The following is a 17,932-nucleotide window of genomic DNA, read 5'->3' as shown; positions in this document are numbered from 1 at the left end:
GAAAACGGCAGGTACGCCGAGGCGTATTCCGGGTCGCACGCAAACGCGCGCTGGAATAGCGGCAACGCTTCGTCAATCGCTTCGCGGGTGCCTCGATGAAGCCGCGCCATGCCGCGCAGGTAGCAGTCGTATGCATCGAGACTCTCGGTCGGTTTATACCGGGCGCGCGTGATCTCCGCCTGTTCGAGCTGCGGCGCAATCGCGCCGACCACACTGTGAGCGATCTGATCCTGGAACTCGAAAATATTGTCGAGCATGCCCTCGAACCGGCCAGCCCAATGGGTCGCGCCGGTGCTCGCATCGACGAGTTGGCCGGTGATGCGAACGCGGCCCTGAGCCTGACGCCAACTGCCTTCGAGCACGTACCGCACGCCCAGCTCGCGCCCGATCTGCTTCACATCCACGTTTCGATGCTTGTACGTGAAGCTCGAATTACGTGCCACGACGAACAACCAGCGGTATCGACCAAGGCGCTGGACGACTATCCGGGCAAGGAAGCGCTGATGATCCGCGTGGAATATCCGCCCGGCGCGTCGGACCCCGTGCATCGGCACAATGCGCACGGTTTCATCTACGTGCTGGAAGGCAACATCGTGATGCAGGTCAGGGGCGGCAAACAAGTCGCCCTCGGTCCGGGACAGACGTTTTATGAGGGGCCGAACGACGTTCATACGGTTGGGCGCAATGCGAGCCAGACGAAGCCCGCGACGTTCATCGTAGTGCTGCTCAAGGACAAGGGCGCACCCGTTCTCGTGCCAGCGAAGTAGACCACGCCGTCGCCCGGCGCGCGGTTCACCCAATTTATTAATAGGACTACATAAGGTGAGTAAAGCAACCCGCAATGTGCAGCCGGTTACCGCCAACCTTGGCAAAGAAGGATCAGCCGAACTCGTGCCTTCCCGCTACGCCGTGCGCGTGGGTGACGTCGACGTCGTACTGATCAGCGATGGCATTCTGCCGCTTCCGACCTCAACCATGTCCACCAACGTGAGCGAAGCGGATCGCAACGAATGGTTCGACGGTCGCTTCCTGCAACGCGACATGTTCGACTGGGCGCTGAATATTGCGCTCGTGCGCAGCGGCGAACGCCTGATCCTGATCGACATAGCGAGCGAAAGGCGAACGCCGAGGGGCTGACGAAGCGCTTCAATCAGGCCAGTATCTGACGCATGGTGGCTGAAAGCAGCGGCAATGCGGACGTTCGAATGTCTTGTCCAAGAGTGCGGGCCAATGTCTGGAACTGGCCCGGTTTGCGACATTAGGAAACAACCGACATATTCTCGTCGAACGTCGACTTCATGGCGAAGTCGACGGGTAACCCCGGCGTCGGGGCTTTTTTAAATATCGCCCCGTTGCGAGGACACAAAGGTCGCGTAGGATCTCGATAGTACCCGTACCGCGAGCGGAGTGTGCTTGCGTCAATAACCCATCTGCGGAGGATTCAAAATGAGCATCTTTGGTGACATCGTGAACAAGCTCTTTGGCAAGGCGAAGCCCGACCAGCCGCCGCCTGCGGCCGAGCCGACACCGGATCCCGCTGCAGCGCAGGCTGGCGCACCCGACGCCACACCCGCGCCCGCGCCGCTGACTGACGTTGACGTCGCTTCCGTCATGGACCAGCTCGTGAGCGAAAGCGGGCAAACGTTGAACTGGCGCACGTCGATCGTCGACACAATGAAGGCGCTCGGCGTTGACAGTAGCCTCGCGCATCGCAAGCAGCTCGCGCAGGAACTGAAATACGACGGCGACCTGGACGATTCGGCGAGCATGAACGTCTGGCTGCACAAACAGGTGATGCAAGCGCTGGCGGCAAACGGCGGGAAGTTGCCGCCGGATCTGGCGGGCTAACGGCTCGCTAGCGTCGCCTGTTTTGGGGCGATCGCGACGGCGAAGCGGCGCGCCACACTTGCAGTAACGCGGCTTCCTTCGGGTAGCCGCTTTTACGTCCGGCGGCAAACGACGCGCCCGATCTGCGCCCGGCTGTTCGGCGGATCTCCCACAAAAGCTCACCGATAAAGCCTGCGCGACATGCGCAACAAATTGATCATTTGTTGGTTCAGGGCACCTCGTCCGTCGCGACGGACAGTTCTTGTGACCGACGGCGTCACAAGCGCCACTCGGTTCGCGGAGGCGAATGGCTCTTGCTGAGCCGTTTTCGGACGACTCTGATACGTCGATCCGACCGCAAGAGGCGAAGTAGCCACAGCACTTTGCGATTGAGACGCATAGCGGGTCTTCATCCACACCGTCAACACAGACAGGGATGCGAACGTTGAGTGAAACAGCGAACAGGTATCGGATTCTCCACTTGCCGTGGAGCAGCCCTGCGTATGCGGCTGTTTCCGATCAGGAAAAATTGGTTGGGTGGCGCGAGCTGCGGGAGTATTTCGCCCACAGATGCTCCGGCGCGACGGGCGGATAGCGCCGCGACGGGAATCATGCGGCGAGTAACGCCTTGACCTTCTCCCTGTCTCCTGGCGTTGCCGGGTTAAAAACAACCATACCCAGATCGGGCCGGCCATCGACAGCGAAAGACGAATATTCGAAGGCCATCGGGCCGCCGAGCGGATGGCGGATGTGTTTGACGCCGTCGCCAAAACTGCTGACATCGTTGTCGCGCCACATCGCGGCGAATTCCGGACTTGCAGCACCCAGTTCGTCGACGAGCGTTGCCATGCGTCCGGAAGCGCCAGCGCGCGCCGCGTCGGCACGGAACACTGCCACCATCGCACGCGCGACGCTTTCCCAATCGAGTTGCGCCGCGCGCACGTCAGGATCGAGGAACATCATCCGCAGCGCATTGCGGCGCTCCGGCGGCAGCGTACCGTAGTCGGTCAGCACCTTTGCTGCGGCGCGGTTCCAGCCGAGCACGTCCCAGGTCGCACTGCGAACCAGCGCAGGACTCCACTCCAGCGAATCGAGCACGCGCTGCAGACGTGGCGTGACGCCGACGCTTTCCTGATAGCGGATTTCCGGCGGCCGGTTTTGCGCGAGCAGAAACAAGTGCTCGCGTTCAATGCTGCTCAACATCAGCGCCTGCGCGATGCGTTCGAGCACCTCGGTCGAGGGCGCACCACCACGCCCCTGTTCAAGCAAGGTGTACCACGCCGTGCTCACGTTGGCGCGCTGTGCAACCTCTTCGCGTCGCAGGCCGGGCGTGCGACGGCGCAGGGAGGGATAGCCGAGCGCCGCCGGATCGAGCCTCGTGCGACGGTCCTTCAGGTAGGTTCCAAGCGAGTTGCTGTTCGTTGCCGGCATACAAATCCTGTTAGTTTCGATACCCGTATAACGTCTGCGCTTTTTCGCAAGGGGTCGCCTGTCTAAATTATCAGCCTGTGTCCCAATTCGGAGAAATTCAATGTTCGTATTCGTTACCGGCTCAACGGGCTTCATCGGTTCCCGCGTCGTCGATGAGTTGCTAGCCGCAGGCCACGAAGTGCTTGGCCTCACCCGTTCCGACGCCGGCGCCGCCGCGCTTGCGGCAAAGGGTGCGCGAGCGCATCGTGGCACGCTCGAAGAGCCGGAGACACTGTGCTCCGGTGCAGCGCAATGCGATGCGGTAGTTCATCTGGCCTTCGACCACGACTTCTCGAATTTCGTGGCCAATTGCGAAAAGGACAAGTCTGCAATCATGGCGATTGGAGAAGCGCTGGCCGGCACCGCGCGTCCGTTGCTCATCACTTCGGGCGTAGGCATGGGTATTCCAGCGCAGGGACAACCCGGCGTTGAGAACGTATTCAATCCCGATCATCCCAATCCGCGCGTTGCCTCAGAACTGGCCGGGGCCGCAGTGGCATCGGCCGGTGTGGATGTGCGCGTGGTGAGACTACCGCAAGTGCACGACACGACCCGCTTCGGGCTGGTCTCGCCGGCAATCGAAATTGCCCGCGAAAAAGGGATCTCGGCTTACGTTGGCGAAGGCCGTAACCGCTATTCCGCTGTGCACGTGAGCGATGCCGCACGGCTGTATCGGCTCGCGCTAGAAAAGGGAACGGCGGGCGAGCGTTACCACCCAGTCGCCGAAGATGGGGTGCCGATGAAGGAAATCGCCGAAACAATAGGTCGTGTGCTTAACATTCCGACGGTGCCCTTGACGGCCGAACAAGCTCAGGCTCATTTCGGATGGATGGCGATGTTCGTCGGCTTCGACCTTCCGGCTTCCAGTCAGCTGACGCGCGAGCGCCTCGATTGGCGTCCGACCGGCCCTGGTCTGCTTGACGATCTGGGTAAGTTTCAGTCGACGCGTGGATAGTTCGGGTGAACGGCCACTCGACGGCAATGCCCGAACGTCCCCTGATGGCCGTTGCCCTGCCTGCTGGCGAACACTGGCTCCTGGCCGCCGCCGTCGCGTCGGCGAATGCGCCAAAGCGACCCTGAACGGCCACAGGAACCAGTAAGAGCACTTCTGCTTCGCTCAACACGCGCGGACGAAATACTTCCCCGGCGATCTTCGGAGCTTGCCTCCAGGCTCACGGCGTCACGACAAGCGTGGTATGCATTCCCGCCGCATAGTGTCCCGGCTTGTTGCAGATCAGCGCGTAGTGGCCGGGCACAAGCTTGAACGACACGCGCTTGCTCTTGCCAGGCGCGATATCTTCAACTTCGCCGATTTTGTGCAGCCTGCGTTCCAGCACCGCTCCTTTGCTGACGGGGAGTGCATCGTCCGAGAGATCGGTTTTCAGGACAACGAGTTCGTGTTCCATGTTGTTGTCCGCAGCATTCCTGACTTCGAGTGTGACGCGCCCGGCTTTCACGTTGTGTGTCCCGAGCTGGATCGAGTTCGATAGCAATGTGGCGTTGACGGTTTGCTCCGCCCAGCCCGCATTCGAAGTCGTCACGAGTGCAATCGCACTGGCGAGAAGAGTGAATCGGCAATTGGCATGCATGGCCATCTCCTGTTCGTCGCTATCGCGCCTGCCTCGTGCAATTCTCTGAGTGCGCAAATGGCCCTGCCAGGGGGATGGCATGAAGGTTTTCTGCGACGCGCGATACGTGCAATAAACGAGCAGGGTGAAGGGCATATTCCAGCAACCCGTCCCGCACACGCACGACTGGAACGAGGCCTACTTCATTACCGTTGGCGAAGTGCACTTCAGCGTGGGGCAGCAAAGCTTCACCGCGTCCGCCGGCGACTTCGTCTACGCGCCCGGCAGTGTGCCGCACGGCTTTTGGGGTGCCTCCGAACAGCCTGCGCGAGTGCTCATCTTCGATGCGCCAGCGCACACCGGCATCTTCTTTAAGCGTGTCAGCCGCGAGGTGAAGGATCTGCCGCGCGACCTGCCCAAGGTAATGGGCATCGCCTAGGCCACCGGCATCCGTTTCATGAAGCCAATCTAAAGCATGCCGTTCGCCCCTCGACGCCCCCATGCCGCGGATGGGTGACTGAGCCAGACAAGGCAGCCAGCGGTGGCCGGTGACAACTGGCGACGTACAGTCGTTACGCAACATTCGAACGAGTTGTCACCGGCGACGCATTACCCGCCGCTCCTGCCCGTATCGACGGGGCGATTTAGCCGGAATTTTGAGTACGGATCATCTGGAAGCACTGTCAAGTCAAAAACCCCTTGCGGCAGCGCAAAGTACTGTATAAATTAACAGTATGTGTTTACGTCCAGTGGGAGCGCGACATGAATTCGCTGATTCGCATTGTGAATGACGAGGACCGTCAGGCGTTTGAATGGTTGGTCGCAAACGTCGGGGCAGAGCGCGTCGCCGTAGCGGCGCAACGGCTGGGTGGTGGCGGAAAGCGGCCGTTCGTCTCGGCGCTATGCCGCTACCTCGGTGCGTGGCCGCCGGCTGCGCGTCGAGCGCGACTGGGCAAGGCCGCCGATACGTCTGTTGGCGATCTGCACCTCGCGCGCATACGTGAACTGCTGGCTCAACGCGAGGGTATGAAAGTGCGCGCGCATTGATCTGCACTGCTATGCGTTACATGGAGGCAAGCCGCCAGCCGAGTCGAAATGTGAAAGATTTCCCCCGCGACAGCGAAGCCTGAATGGCCGAAGCACCGGCAACATCCAGGCAAAGCGGTTTAGCGCCACGGCGCAACGCTGTCTGTCGCAGCAAGGGGCGGTCAGTGCGCACGGGCCGGAACGATGTCGACGATCACGCCGGTCGCGCTGGCCACAAGCGCGTAGTCGCCGGCCACGCCAACCCACTGATGGCCGCGCGGAGGTACCTTAAGGCCATGCTGACGCCAGTTGTCGACCCTGAAGATGTGATCACGGTACTGCGCGGGCAGCCGGTCGCCACGCTGCCAGTCGCGATGCGGAATCGCACCGACCGGTCGGTTCGCCCGCTCAATGGAGGGGTTCGGCTGGTGGGCAGGGTGGGGCGGCTGCGCTGCGAATGCCGTCGCCGACGTTGCGAGCAGGGAAACAATGACGAGTAATGCAGAGGCTTTCGATTTCATGGTAGTTGCTCCATTGTGGTTCAGGAGAAAGAGGTTCGGTCTTCAGTGCGCGGACTTCGGTCGCCGGACCGTTCACGGGGCGGCTTTGTCGGCAGCGTGTTGACCTGATTGACCGGCGCGTTCGCCGCGGGTCACGGCGGGAGCCGCCGTCCGTTTCTTTGGGACCGGATTACCATGCGCGTTGGCTGGCGTTGGCACGCGTGCCATGGCCATGACCGGCGCGATCACGAGGAGACCGGCGATAGCGAAGGCGGCGCTGAGTCGGTTGAAGTACGAGTTCATGTTTTCCCCTTGGCAATAAAGAAAGGATAACTAACTTGTCTTCGGATTCAGCTACGGGTTGAAGGTGGCTGCGGAAGGTGTTTTCCTGAATCCGAAACTTACGACTAGTTTACATTTCGTAAGATTCGGTATCAAGTAATCACTGCATGAATTCGTGCGGCGTAACGTCCCATCGATGGCATCGGGCAAAGGGCGCGAACGTACCGTGCAGCACGCTATCGCGCCAACCGTCCAGAAAGGGACTCGGAGAAGCGTTCAGACCAGGGCTGCGTCTCGTAGCCGGAATGCGGCCACTGCCTCGCGAAGCGAGCGCGCCTGCATGGCCAGCGCATGCGCCGCTGCCGTGGCTTCCTCCACGAGCGCTGCGTTCTTCTGCGTGACGTCGTCCATTTGCGTCACTGCCACGTTCACCTGTTCGATGCCCGTCGACTGCTCGTTCGAGGCCGATGAAATGTCATTGACGGTACCGGAAACCCGATGAACCGCATCGACGATCTCGTCGATGATGCGGCGAGCGTCGGCCACCTGCGACGACCCGGTTTCGACGCGCTGCTTCGATTGTTCGATGAGCGTCTTGATCTCGCGCGCCGCACTCGCACTGCGTTGCGCGAGCGTGCGGACCTCGCCCGCGACGACGGCAAAACCGCGGCCTTGTTCCCCCGCGCGCGCCGCTTCGACGGCAGCGTTGAGCGCAAGAATATTGGTTTGAAACGCGATGCCATCGATCAATCCGATGATCTCGCCCACCTTGTTCGAGCTTTCCGCGATGGTCTGCATCGTGCCGACAACGTCGCGCATGACCGTGCCGCCGCGCGCAGCGGTCTGCGCCGCCGTGCCCGCAAGTGAACTCGCATGCTGGGCGTTCTCCGCGTTCGTGCGGACGATCGACGTGAGTTCCTCCATGCTCGCGGCCGTTTCCTCGAGCGACGCAGCCTGCTCTTCCGTGCGCGAGGAGAGGTTCTGATTGCCGGCGGCGATCTGCGCGCTCGCCGCCGCCACGCCTTCTGCGTTGGCTCGCACGTCACTCACTACGTGCGCGAGGCTCGCCTGCATCTTCGACAGCGCGGTGAGCAGTTCGGCCGTTTCGTCGTCGCCGTGCGCATGGAGGTCCGTGGACAGATCGCCGTTGGCCACTTCACGCGCGAAACCCACCGCGCGGCCTAACGGACGTGTGACCGTGCGGCTGAACAGCCCGCCACCCGTCAGCGCGAGCAGGAACGCGACCACCATGAGCACGCCGCTCACGATCGTCGCGCGCTCTGCCTGCACGCCGGCCTCTGCGGCCACTTGGGCGTTGGTGGCGGCGATCTCGCGGGCTGCGCGGTCGAGCAGTTGGGCCGGCGCGCGGTCGACACCGGCGACCTGGTTGTCGCCGGCAACGGGATCGGCGCCTGCCGCCTTGAACGCCTCGAAGCCCTTGCGATAACCCAGCCCCATCGCCGTGTGTGCGGCCGCGAACTGCTGGACGAGCGCGCGCGCATCTCCCTCCGGCAGCTTCTTTTCGAGCGCGGCGGCAAGATCGTCCACCGTGCGTTCGCGCTTTTGAAACGCGCTCCAGTAACGATCGAGCTTTTGCGGATCCTTGCCGCGCAGGAGCGTGTCTTTCCATTCCTGCACCTGCAGCTTGAATTCGACGAGCGTCGCCGAGACCATCCGCTCGTTTGCAGCGGCGTCCTGCACGGTGACGCGGTAAGTCTCGATTGCGTTATTGAGCGTGTGGATGCCATAGAACGCTCCCGCTGACATCAGGGTGAGGGACGCGGCGAAGGCGAGGGGAATCTTGCGGCTGAGCTTCATAGAAAGGATCGAATGCTACATACGATGGCGCTGGGCGCGCCGACCTCCTTATTACGGCGCGAGTCCGCGCTTCTTGAGTCCGGGCGCTCACGGCGCCTTTCCTCATACGGATTCCCGCATGCCGATTCGCTGCGCACGCACGTCGCGACTGGGCACTTGCGGTTGGCAGCGCGCTCTTTTCCGGTTCCACGAGCTCGAACCGCGGTGCGCCCAGCGGCTTGTGGTTGGTAAAATCGCAGGCCGCGCAAAACCTCGTTTCCAGGACCCCACTCGATGTCACCCAGCATGGATACCGAACTCTTTCGCCACATCGCGAACAGTTATCGCCGATTGCTTGGCGAAGCGCTCGTGCCCGAAGGCATGAGCGATGCACAAGGCGCGGCGTGGCTTTATGAAAGCGCGCCGTTCGGGCTGCTCGCGCACGGCACGCAAGCCGATCCCGTGTTCATGTATGGAAACTGCCGCGCGCAAGCGATCTTCGGCTACACCTGGGAAGAGCTAACGGCGCTGCCTTCGCGCCTTTCTGCGCAGGCGCCTGAGCGCGGCGAGCGGCAGGCGTTTCTCGATGCCGTGACACGTGAAGGCTTCGTGAAAGACTATCGCGGCATTCGCATCACGAAGACGGGGCAGCGCTTCTGGATCGAACGCGCGACCGTATGGCAGTTGATCGACGATGCCGGCGTGCTACGCGGGCAGGCCGCGATGATTCCGCACATTGCCGCTTGCTGAGGTGGCGCGCCGCCGGGCGGACGTGGATCGCCTGAAGCGGACTGCAACTCTCGAATTGCACTTCAACTGCGCCTGATGCATCGGCTTCGTTGGGAGGGCCAGGCTGGATGCGCCCGGCAAGCCGCGTAACGTACGCATGCGCTTTTCACGCGTTATCTGAAGGAATCCTGATTAAATTACCGCAGCGGCGCCGCCGGACGACGAGCACGCAAGCGAAAGCGCTTGACCGCATTGTGGCTTGTACGAGTCGATTTCCGACGACCCCGAAGTTGACCGTCCACGACCCGGTTCGCACCGAGGCCGAATCTTGTTCTCTTTCGTCCAGATCGATTTTCAGGATTTTCTGGACGTTTTCGCGACAAATGGCGTGGGTGTGTGCTGAACCTTGTCGCTTCCGCACTTCGGGCAAGTCGGATGAGCGGTTTGATGTTCGGCAAGATGCTCCGCATGTTCGAACGTCTCGCCGCACTTCTCGCACCTGTACTGGTAGGTCGGCATGGTATTCCTCTAACGAGAAGCCCGCACGTCACGCTGGCAGGAGAGATTGTCCGCGACGCTGGCAATAACTCATTCTAGTGCAGGAAACGGGTGCGAACGCGTGTCGTGCCGCATTCATCACCAGGCGGCACAGGCAGCCTGGTTCGCCCCTCTCATTGCCTAAAATGAAATGTCGCGCGGGGCGCGACACGACCGGGGCCGTACCCCACGCGGTCCGGTGCGGCACGGTCGACGCTTGCCGTCTTTTCCATCGAGGAGGTCAAATGAACACCAAGGACAAAGGCAACGTGCGCGCATTCGTGCAGACGGCCGAACAGATCGGCGGTTGGGTATGGGTCATCACGCTCGTCGACTTCGATGCGCGCGAAGTGCGGCGCTCGCTCGTAGCCGAAGAACCCTTCTCCACGGAGCGCGCCGCGAAAGACGCGGGCTACGCTCGTCTCGAAGCCCTTGCACACGATCATTAGCTGCGTCGGGAGAGTCACCGTGCCCAGTCCATGAGGAGCATGCAATTGCAATGCCGATTCCGGGTCACTGGACAAAGCGTCGTAATTCCAACGTAGAAGGGCGGCCGAAAATTTCCTCGGGTGGTCCGCTTTCCCATACGCGGCCTTCGTGCATGAACACCACGTTGTCGCTGACCGCGCGCGCGAAGCGCATTTCGTGGGTGACCATGATGAGCGTCATGTCCTCGCGCGCGAGACTTTCCACGACGCCCAGCACCTCGCCGACCAGTTCGGGGTCGAGGGCGGACGTGATTTCGTCGCAGAGCAGCACGCTCGGCTTCATGGCGAGCGCGCGCGCAATGGCGACGCGCTGCTGCTGTCCGCCCGAGAGTTGATCGGGATACGCATCGAATTTGCCGGCGAGGCCCACCCGTTCCAGCATCTGCTGCGCGATGGCGCGCGCCTCCTTGCGCGACGTCTTCTTGACGACCGTTTGCGCCAGCATCACGTTCTCACCGGCTGTGAGATGCGGAAACAGGTTGTATTGCTGAAAGACCATGCCGACCTTGAGTCGCAGGGCGCGCAGGTCCGCGTGCCGTGCATCGACGTGTGCGCCGTCGATTTCGATCGAGCCCGCGTCGATGCTTTCGAGCCCGTTCAGCGCCCTTAGCAACGTGCTTTTGCCGGACCCGCTGCGCCCGATGATGCTGACGACCTGGCCGCGTTCGACTGTGAGGTCGATTCCTTTCAGTACAGGGTGCGCGCCGAACTGCTTTTCGACGCCTTCGGTCTTAACGAGCGGCATGCCATTTCCTTTGCAGCGCCCGCGCGTACCGCGTAAGCGGATAGCACAAGGCGAAATAGATTAGCGCGACGAGTCCATAGACCAGAAACGGGCGAAACGTCGCGTTCGAAATTTGTGTGCCGGCCTTGGTGAGTTCGGCGAAGCCGATGATCGACACGAGCGCGGTGTCCTTGATGGCCTGAACGCCGAAACCCACGGTGGGAGCAATGGCGATGCGCGCGGCTTGCGGCAGGATCACGTGGCGCAATTGTTCGAAATAGTTCATGGCGAGACTGGCCGACGCTTCCCATTGTCCCTTTGGCACCGCCTCCACACAGCCGCGCCAGATCTCGGCGAGATAGGCGCTGGTAAAGAACGTGAGGCCCAGCGTGGCCGCCATCCACGGCGAGACGTCGATGCCCAGCAGCGGCAGTCCGAAGTACACGATAAAAAGCTGCAGCAGCAACGGTGTGCCCTGAAACACTTCGATGTAAAGGCGCACGAGCGAGCGCAGCACACGTGATTGCGATACGCGCATCACGAGCAGCAGCAAACCGACCACGCCGCCGGTGATGAATGAAACGAGTGACAGCAGGACGGTCCAGCGCGCGGCCAGGAGCAGACCCTCGACGATCTGCGCGAACGAGAATTCGATCATCGCGCGCCCCGCACGTTGCGCATGAACAGGCGTCGTCCGGCCACAGTGAGTGCGGCGCGCAACAGGAGCGCCATCGCGAGATAAACGCCGGCGATGAGGAAATACGTTTCGAACGCGCGGAAATTGCGCGACTGCACGTAACTTGCCGCATAGGTGAGATCCGCGACCGAAATCTGCGAGACCACGGCCGAGCCGAGCATCGTGATGACGATCTGGCTTGCGAGCGCGGGAAATACCTTCGCGAACGCTTGCGGAAGCAGTACGTGCACAAAGGTCTCGCGGCGCGACATCGCGAGTGCCGCGGCGGCCTCGCGATGTCCGCGCGGCACCGCATCGATGCCCGCGCGCAGAATCTCGATGGAATAGGCGCCGAGGTTCAGCGTCATGGCGAGCACGGCCGCCGTGTATTCGCCGATGTGCACGCCAAGTGCCGGCAGCCCGAAAAACACGAAAAAAAGTTGAACGAGAAACGGCGTGTTGCGAATGGCCTCCACGTAGGCATGCACTGCCGTGCGCGCCGCCGCGCGGCGGCTCTGGTGGATCGCGGCGCCCGCAATGCCGAGGCCGATGCCGAGCAGCGTCGAGGCCGCCGTGAGCGCAAGCGTGACAGCCGCGCCGCTCGCGAACATGCCGGCGTAAGCGGCGAGGTCGCCGAACTGAAGCTGATAGGTCATAAAGGAATCCGTGTTGCGCAGAGGTGAAAGCGCCTGCCGCGCGCGGCGGCAAGGGCGTCAAAGATTGGCGGGCAATGGCTGACCAAACCATTTCTTCGACATCGCCTGGAGCGAGCCGTCCTTCTTCGCCTGTTCAATGGCGGTGTTGACCCTGGCGAGCAGCTGCGGCTCGTTTTTGTTAAGGCCTACGAAGCAAGGCGAATCCTTGATGACGAACTTCATCTGCGGTTCGCGCGGCGGATGCTTCGCGAGGATGGCCGCGGCGACGATATTGCCCGCCGCGATCAACTGCACCTGGCCGGAGAGAAAGGCCTGGATGGTGGCGTTGTTGTCGTCGAAGCGGCGGATGGTGGCGTTGGGCGCCATGTTCGTGAGCGCGATTTCCTCGAGCGCGCCGCGCGTGGCGCCGACGGTCTTGCCGCCGAGATCCGCCGGTCCGGCGACCTTGACGTCGGCCGGTCCGAAGACGCCCTGGAAGTAGGGGGCATAGGCCTGCGAAAAATCGATGACCTTTTCGCGGTCCGGTGTCTTGCCGAGCGAGGAGATCACGAGGTCGACCTTGTCGGTCTGCAGGTAGGGAATCCGGTTCGCGCTGTTCACTGGCACGAGTTGCAGTTTGACCTTCATCGATTTCGCGAGCAGCGCCGCCATGTCGATGTCATAGCCCTGCGGCTGCATGTCGGGGCCCATGGCGCCGAACGGCGGATAGTCCTCGGGCACGGCCACACGCAGCGTACCGCGCTTGGCGATGGCATCGAGTGCATCGGCGTTGGCGGCTTGCGCTGCGAACAAGGTGAGCGCGGGCGCGGCCAGCAGCGCAGCGAGCCAACGACGACGTCGAACTGAATTGAACTGGTTTTCCATCCTGGGATTTCCGAAGAGTGATTCGCGCGCGAACGGGTATCGACTGCGAGCGTGCCGTGCTCGAAGCAAGGACCGCGCCAATGCCGGTGCGCCAAGCCTGTGAGGCTGAAGCCTGGAAAAGGACCGCGCAAGTTTTCGCTCGTTGTGGGACTAAATTCACCAGATCGGTGCGCGGTATCGATGCGTCACGCCATCGACGGGCGAAATACTGCCCTTGCCTCGTGCCGGCGCGACCGCGCGCGATGCAACGCGGCTAAATCCAGTGGCTCCTTACCCAAGATTCAGGAAAACCTGACCCCGCTGCGTTTCAGTCGTGGCGGCGACATACCGTAAACCCGCTCACGCGCACCGACTACGCGAAAATCCACCTCTGCGTCCCGCATGACCGCGAGCCACGCAGACCATCAGGAAAGCAGCATGCACACGTTCACACAAAGCATCCGGTTCAAGATCGTTCTCGCATTCGGTTTATGTCTGGCGCTCATCGTCGCGATCGGTGCCTTTGGGCAGTTCGGTCTCTCGCGGTTGAATTCGAATGTCAACGCATCCTATGAAGGGAACCTGCTTCCGATACTCGATCTGACCGACCTGCAAGCGAGGCAGTTCGAAATCCGCCTGCTGGTTCGCCGCGCCCAGTCGCTTCACGACGCGGCCCAGACAAAAGTCAACATCGAAAAGATTCACGCAGCTCAGGCGCGCCTCGACAAGACCTGGAGCGACTACTATCCGGGTCGCGTTTCCAGCGACAAGGAGCGTGAAATCGCAGAGCGCATCAAGACCTTGTTGCCGCAGTTCAAAGCAGGCGTGGACGAGCAGCTGGCGCAACTCGAATCCGGCAACTATGACGCCGTCTCTGCGCTCGTTGACAAGTATGGCGAAACGACCAATGCGACCAGCAATTCGCTCGCCGACGACATCGCCGAAAATCGTCGCCAGGCGAAGCAGTCTGTCGACGACAGCGAAGCCACCTTCGGCACGATTCAATGGGTTTCCATTGCATTGATCGGCATGGGCATGGCGGGCGCCATGGCGGCCATGTTCTATTTGTCCCGTGCAATCACGGGACCGCTCGGCGAAGCGGTGGGTGTCGCAAACCAGATCGCCGCCGGTCAGCTCGAAAACCGGATCACGGTGCGCACGCGAGACGAATTCGGCCAATTGCTCGAAGCGCTGAACAAAATGGACGTGCAGTTGAGCCATACGGTGCGGGGCATCAAGTCGAGCGCCGAGTCGGTCACCGTGGCGGCGAGGCAAATCGCTGCCGGCAACACTGACCTGTCGGCCCGCACCGAAGAACAGGCGGCATCGCTCGAACAAACCGCATCGAGCATGACCGAGCTGACCGAAACCGTGAAGCAGAACGCCGATAACGCCCGCGAGGCCAATACGCTGGCAACCCGGGCCACCGATATGGCCGATGCGGGCAACGAGGCCGTGCAAGGGATGGTCGGCACGATCGAGCAGATCAGCGGCAGTTCGACGATGATTTCGGAGATCACCGGTGTGATCGAGGGCATTGCGTTCCAGACCAACATCCTCGCGCTCAATGCCGCTGTGGAGGCGGCGCGTGCGGGTGAGCAGGGTCGGGGCTTCGCGGTGGTCGCCAGTGAAGTTCGCAGCCTGGCACAGCGTTCCGCGGCGGCGGCAAAGGAAATCAAGGAACTGATCGGTTCGTCGGTGGCGATGATCAGGCACGGTGCGCAACAGGCGGGCGACGTTGGCGCGACGATGGGCGAGGTCAAGCACGCTATCAAGCAGGTATCGGACATCGTGGGCGAAATCGCGGTCGCCTCCGCGGAGCAGAGCCGCGGCATCGAGCAGGTCAATCAGGCCGTCATGCAAATGGACGACGTGACCCAGCAAAACGCCGCGCTCGTCGAGGAGGCTGCGGCGGCCGCCCATTCACTCGAAGAGCAGGCGACGAATCTGACCACTGCCGTCGCCGTGTTCAGGCTCTCCGATTCCGGCACTGCGACCTCGCGCGCGGCGATGCCCAGCGGCCGCAAGCGCGCGCCCGCGGCGAGCCCGGCAGCACGGGTGACGACCCGCGTGCCAAAGCCAGTTGCGAAGCCGGCCATCGGTGCTGCCGCTCCTGTCCCCGCAACGGCGGCAAGGTCGTCCAACGAAGAGTGGGAGATGTTCTGATCGTCGATGCGAAGAAGGTCCGCATCGAATTGCTTCTGCTTGCCGCCACACATTTTTTTTGCTGCCTATACTCACTGTTGCCTGAACGGTTCACGCCCAGGTCCCACGCTGCACGCCGAAAAAAAACCGCGACATCAGTCGACAAAACGGCACGCGATTCACGTTGCGCAACCGCAGTTCTTACCTGAAAGGTGGGGCCCCTTATGCTAAATCGTGCTTTTGCTGCAGTGATTTCATCGTTGTTAGTGGCCGGCGCGGCCGTTGTCCCGGCCATCGCGCATGCCGACGACGGTTTTGCGCAGGATGATGGCGGCCCGCATGGGCGTCCGGTCAAGGTGATGATCATTTCGATGTTCGGCCCGGAAGGGCAAGTATGGCTCGATAATCTCGGACCATGGCAGGACATCACCGTCGCGGGCCTGTCCCCTGACTACCCGGCCGTGCACTGCAATCGCCACGACGTCTGCGTGATGACGACGGGCATGGGGCACGCGAACGCCGCCGCGTCGATCATGGCGCTCACGTTCTCACCGCGTTTCGATTTGCGTCGCACGTACTTCATGGTGGCGGGCATCGCCGGTATCGATCCGCTTCAGGGGACGGTCGGTTCCGCTGCCTGGGCGAACTGGCTCGTCGACTTCGGCATTCAGTGGGAGATCGACGGACGCGAAATCCCGTCGGTCTGGAAAACCGGCTATCTCGGCATCAACACGACAGACCCGACGCAGAAGCCGCCGCTCGACTATCGCACTGAAGTATTCCAGCTCAACCCGGCGCTCTCGAAGGCGGCATTCGCGCTGTCGCGCAGCGTGACGCTGACCGATAACGCACAGGCGCAGGCTGCCCGGGCCAAATACAACTACGCGCCCGCGAACCGCCCGCCCACGGTGATCCAGTGCGATACGCTGGCGGGCGATACCTGGTGGTCGGGCACAGAGCTCGGCGAGCGAGCGCGACAGTGGACGAAGATCCTGACCGACGGCAAGGGCACGTATTGCACGACGCAGCAGGAAGACAACGCGACCTTCGAGGCGCTCACGCGCGCGGCGACCGCACATCGGGTCGATCTGAAGCGCGTCGCGGTGCTGCGTGCCGGCTCGGACTTCGACCGGCCGTATGCGGAGCAATCGAGCGCAGATAATTTGCTCAACTACGCATCGCAGGGCGGCTTCACGATCGCGATCGCCAATCTGTTCCTCGCGGGCAATCCGCTCGTCCAGGACATCATCACCCATTGGGGCGAGTGGCGCGAGGGCGTGCCGCAGCGCTAGCGCGTTATCGGCGCGGTGAAGCGTACCGCGCCGGTTCGCGTTGCCTAATGTCCGCCGGGTTACTTCGGCAACGTGCCCTCCACGCCCTGCACGAACCAGTTCAGTCGCAGCAATTCGGCATCGGGCAGCGACGTGCCGGCCGCCACCTTGATCGCGCCGCTCTGGTCCTTGATCGGCCCCGCGAACGGATCGAATTTGCCGGCGATGATGTCGTCGCGCTTTTGCACCAGCGCCTTTTGCGCGGTTGGCGATACGGCCGCCGTGTTGATGTCGGCGAGGTCGATTGCTTTTTCCTTGAGCCCCCACCACGTCGGCGCGTTGGTCCACTTGCCCGATTGCACCTGCTCGACCAGGTGCGAGTAGTAGACGCCCCAATAGCTCACGCATGCGCCCAGTTGCGCGTTCGGGCCGAACTTCTTCATGTCCGAGTCCCAGCCGAACGCGTGCACTTTCTTCTGCTCGGCGGTCTGCATCGTGGCCGTCGAATCGGTGTTCTGGATCAGCACGTCGGCGCCCTGGCCGATCAGCGTTTCGGCGGCCTGTTTCTCCTTGCCCGGGTCGAACCAGCTATTGATCCAGACGACCTTCACTTTCGCATTCGGATTGACCGAACGCGCACCCATTGTGAAGGCATTGATGTTGCGCACCACTTCCGGCACCGGCACCGAGGCGACGAAGCCGAGCGTATTCGTCTTCGTCGTATATCCGCCGACTAGCCCGGCCAGATACGCGCTCTGGTACGTGCGCACGTCATAGGTCGCAAAGTTCGCGGCCTTCTTGTATCCGGTTGCGTGCTCGAAAACGACATCGGGATAATCTTTTGCGGTCTTCAGTTCGAAATCCTGAAACCCGAAACTCGAGCCCACGATGATCTTGTTGCCCTTGTTCGCGAGATCGCGAAACACGCGCTCCGAGTCGGCGGATTCGGGTACGTTCTCGACGCGCGTGACCTTGATTTTGTCGCCGAACTTCGCTTCGATCGCTTTCACGCCCTGTTCGTGCGCGTAGGTCCAGCCAGCGTCGCCGGGGTTGCCGAGGTAGACGAACGCGACGCCCATCGGCACCGCTGCTAGGGCCGTGGGGCTCAGCGCGACACAGGTGCCAAGCGCCGCCAAAAGCGTGACCGCAGGGCGCAGTGAGCGGATCGCCGCGCGCGCGAATGTTGTTCTCATTGAATCTCCGAAGACGGGAAGGTAAGGATGCGACGCCATTGGGCAGACGGCCGGCTGCGTCGCGCCAGCGAAGATGGTCGTGAGTCAATATTGAAGCCGAAAATATGATCCGTTATGTGATGTATAACGGATTCGATATAGATTCCTTCGGGGGAGCGGGGCGCGCGCCAAAAGATCGTCGCGATCCGGAGAGGCCGGCG

Annotated in this window: 20 protein-coding genes and 2 pseudogenes; 10 read left to right on the top strand and 12 right to left on the bottom strand. The window is 62.1% G+C overall.

Features of this window, described 5'->3' with window-relative positions:
* Positions 1 to 11: 11 nt before the first annotated feature.
* Positions 12 to 470 (bottom strand): annotated as a pseudogene (locus BMI01S_RS05555) (CadC-family transcriptional regulator); the annotation flags it as partial.
* Here BMI01S_RS05555 and BMI01S_RS05550 point away from each other — a divergent pair.
* From BMI01S_RS05550 to BMI01S_RS05540, 3 genes and pseudogenes are all read left to right on the top strand, one after another.
* Positions 411 to 767, top strand: coding sequence for a cupin domain-containing protein (locus BMI01S_RS05550; RefSeq protein ID WP_036044345.1), 357 nt, complete (start codon positions 411 to 413; stop codon positions 765 to 767). The pseudogene BMI01S_RS05555 and the gene BMI01S_RS05550 sit on opposite strands and share 60 nt — an antisense overlap.
* Before the next feature lie 55 nt (positions 768 to 822).
* Positions 823 to 1,104, top strand: a pseudogene (locus BMI01S_RS05545) (MBL fold metallo-hydrolase); the annotation flags it as partial.
* A 342-nt stretch (positions 1,105 to 1,446) separates the two neighbouring features.
* Positions 1,447 to 1,848: a DUF3597 domain-containing protein gene (locus BMI01S_RS05540; RefSeq protein WP_028230256.1), complete on the top strand. Its 402-nt coding sequence runs from the start codon at positions 1,447 to 1,449 to the stop codon at positions 1,846 to 1,848.
* A 588-nt stretch (positions 1,849 to 2,436) separates the two neighbouring features.
* Here BMI01S_RS05540 and BMI01S_RS05535 read toward each other — a convergent pair.
* Entirely contained in the window at positions 2,437 to 3,258 is an 822-nt protein-coding gene (locus BMI01S_RS05535; RefSeq protein WP_028230257.1) for a helix-turn-helix transcriptional regulator, read from the bottom strand.
* Between the two features lie 100 nt (positions 3,259 to 3,358).
* On the opposite strand from BMI01S_RS05535, the gene BMI01S_RS05530 reads away from it, so the two are divergent.
* Positions 3,359 to 4,252, top strand: a complete 894-nt coding sequence (locus BMI01S_RS05530) for an SDR family oxidoreductase (protein ID WP_028212965.1) — start codon at positions 3,359 to 3,361, stop codon at positions 4,250 to 4,252.
* 217 nt (positions 4,253 to 4,469) lie between these two features.
* Here BMI01S_RS05530 and BMI01S_RS05525 read toward each other — a convergent pair whose 3' ends face one another.
* Positions 4,470 to 4,886 (bottom strand): plastocyanin/azurin family copper-binding protein, encoded by a 417-nt coding sequence (locus tag BMI01S_RS05525; protein WP_028212966.1) that lies wholly within the window; start codon positions 4,884 to 4,886, stop codon positions 4,470 to 4,472.
* Between the two features lie 124 nt (positions 4,887 to 5,010).
* Here BMI01S_RS05525 and BMI01S_RS05520 point away from each other — a divergent pair, with 124 nt between their 5' ends.
* Both BMI01S_RS05520 and BMI01S_RS05515 read left to right on the top strand, forming a co-directional pair.
* Positions 5,011 to 5,304, top strand: coding sequence for a cupin domain-containing protein (locus tag BMI01S_RS05520; RefSeq protein ID WP_028212967.1), 294 nt, complete (start codon positions 5,011 to 5,013; stop codon positions 5,302 to 5,304).
* A gap of 323 nt (positions 5,305 to 5,627) precedes the next feature.
* Positions 5,628 to 5,912: a hypothetical protein gene (locus tag BMI01S_RS05515; RefSeq protein ID WP_028212968.1), complete on the top strand. Its 285-nt coding sequence runs from the start codon at positions 5,628 to 5,630 to the stop codon at positions 5,910 to 5,912.
* A 161-nt stretch (positions 5,913 to 6,073) separates the two neighbouring features.
* Here the strand turns inward: BMI01S_RS05515 and BMI01S_RS05510 are convergent, their stop codons facing one another.
* The 3 genes from BMI01S_RS05510 to BMI01S_RS05505 all read right to left on the bottom strand — a co-directional run bounded on the left by BMI01S_RS05510 (position 6,074) and on the right by BMI01S_RS05505 (position 8,491).
* Complete coding sequence (locus BMI01S_RS05510; RefSeq protein ID WP_028212969.1) at positions 6,074 to 6,412, bottom strand: RcnB family protein; 339 nt, start codon at positions 6,410 to 6,412, stop codon at positions 6,074 to 6,076.
* A 72-nt stretch (positions 6,413 to 6,484) separates the two neighbouring features.
* The gene (locus BMI01S_RS40670; RefSeq protein ID WP_154671153.1) at positions 6,485 to 6,694 is read right to left on the bottom strand and encodes a hypothetical protein; all 210 of its coding nucleotides are present in this window, start codon (positions 6,692 to 6,694) and stop codon (positions 6,485 to 6,487) included.
* Between the two features lie 255 nt (positions 6,695 to 6,949).
* Positions 6,950 to 8,491, bottom strand: a complete 1,542-nt coding sequence (locus tag BMI01S_RS05505; RefSeq protein ID WP_028230258.1) for a methyl-accepting chemotaxis protein — start codon at positions 8,489 to 8,491, stop codon at positions 6,950 to 6,952.
* Positions 8,492 to 8,764: 273 nt separating this feature from the next.
* Here BMI01S_RS05505 and BMI01S_RS05500 point away from each other — a divergent pair, with 273 nt between their 5' ends.
* On the top strand, positions 8,765 to 9,220 hold the full coding sequence (locus BMI01S_RS05500; protein ID WP_028230259.1) for an MEKHLA domain-containing protein: 456 nt from the start codon (positions 8,765 to 8,767) through the stop codon (positions 9,218 to 9,220).
* Between the two features lie 333 nt (positions 9,221 to 9,553).
* Here BMI01S_RS05500 and BMI01S_RS38785 read toward each other — a convergent pair whose 3' ends face one another.
* The gene (locus BMI01S_RS38785) at positions 9,554 to 9,718 is read right to left on the bottom strand and encodes an FmdB family zinc ribbon protein (RefSeq protein ID WP_028212972.1); all 165 of its coding nucleotides are present in this window, start codon (positions 9,716 to 9,718) and stop codon (positions 9,554 to 9,556) included.
* Positions 9,719 to 9,981: 263 nt separating this feature from the next.
* Here BMI01S_RS38785 and BMI01S_RS05490 point away from each other — a divergent pair, with 263 nt between their 5' ends.
* Complete coding sequence (locus BMI01S_RS05490; protein ID WP_028212973.1) at positions 9,982 to 10,185, top strand: hypothetical protein; 204 nt, start codon at positions 9,982 to 9,984, stop codon at positions 10,183 to 10,185.
* Positions 10,186 to 10,249: 64 nt separating this feature from the next.
* Here BMI01S_RS05490 and BMI01S_RS05485 read toward each other — a convergent pair whose 3' ends face one another.
* The 4 genes from BMI01S_RS05485 to BMI01S_RS05470 are packed head-to-tail and all read right to left on the bottom strand — an operon-like array spanning position 10,250 to position 13,144.
* Positions 10,250 to 10,969, bottom strand: a complete 720-nt coding sequence (locus BMI01S_RS05485; protein ID WP_028212974.1) for an amino acid ABC transporter ATP-binding protein — start codon at positions 10,967 to 10,969, stop codon at positions 10,250 to 10,252.
* On the bottom strand, positions 10,956 to 11,606 hold the full coding sequence (locus BMI01S_RS05480) for an amino acid ABC transporter permease (protein WP_028212975.1): 651 nt from the start codon (positions 11,604 to 11,606) through the stop codon (positions 10,956 to 10,958). The genes BMI01S_RS05485 and BMI01S_RS05480 overlap by 14 nt, the downstream gene beginning before the upstream one ends.
* Positions 11,603 to 12,280 carry an amino acid ABC transporter permease gene (locus BMI01S_RS05475; RefSeq protein WP_028212976.1) on the bottom strand — a complete coding sequence of 226 codons (678 nt, stop codon included), beginning with the start codon at positions 12,278 to 12,280 and terminating at the stop codon, positions 11,603 to 11,605. Before BMI01S_RS05475 ends, BMI01S_RS05480 begins: the two co-directional genes overlap by 4 nt.
* 57 nt (positions 12,281 to 12,337) lie before the next feature.
* Complete coding sequence (locus tag BMI01S_RS05470; RefSeq protein WP_028230260.1) at positions 12,338 to 13,144, bottom strand: transporter substrate-binding domain-containing protein; 807 nt, start codon at positions 13,142 to 13,144, stop codon at positions 12,338 to 12,340.
* A 417-nt stretch (positions 13,145 to 13,561) separates the two neighbouring features.
* Here BMI01S_RS05470 and BMI01S_RS05465 point away from each other — a divergent pair, with 417 nt between their 5' ends.
* Positions 13,562 to 15,289, top strand: coding sequence for a methyl-accepting chemotaxis protein (locus BMI01S_RS05465; RefSeq protein ID WP_028230261.1), 1,728 nt, complete (start codon positions 13,562 to 13,564; stop codon positions 15,287 to 15,289).
* Between the two features lie 203 nt (positions 15,290 to 15,492).
* Complete coding sequence (locus tag BMI01S_RS05460) at positions 15,493 to 16,560, top strand: purine-nucleoside phosphorylase (protein WP_028230262.1); 1,068 nt, start codon at positions 15,493 to 15,495, stop codon at positions 16,558 to 16,560.
* A gap of 59 nt (positions 16,561 to 16,619) precedes the next feature.
* On the opposite strand, the gene BMI01S_RS05455 is transcribed toward BMI01S_RS05460, so the two are convergent.
* Positions 16,620 to 17,732, bottom strand: coding sequence for a BMP family ABC transporter substrate-binding protein (locus BMI01S_RS05455; protein WP_028230263.1), 1,113 nt, complete (start codon positions 17,730 to 17,732; stop codon positions 16,620 to 16,622).
* Positions 17,733 to 17,932: the final 200 nt, after the last annotated feature.

It is taken from the genome of Paraburkholderia mimosarum LMG 23256 = NBRC 106338, assembly GCF_000739815.1.
Taxonomy (GTDB): domain Bacteria; phylum Pseudomonadota; class Gammaproteobacteria; order Burkholderiales; family Burkholderiaceae; genus Paraburkholderia; species Paraburkholderia mimosarum.
The sequence above is the reverse complement of the archived record's forward strand: the minus strand, read 5'-3'. Positions and strand labels throughout refer to the sequence as shown.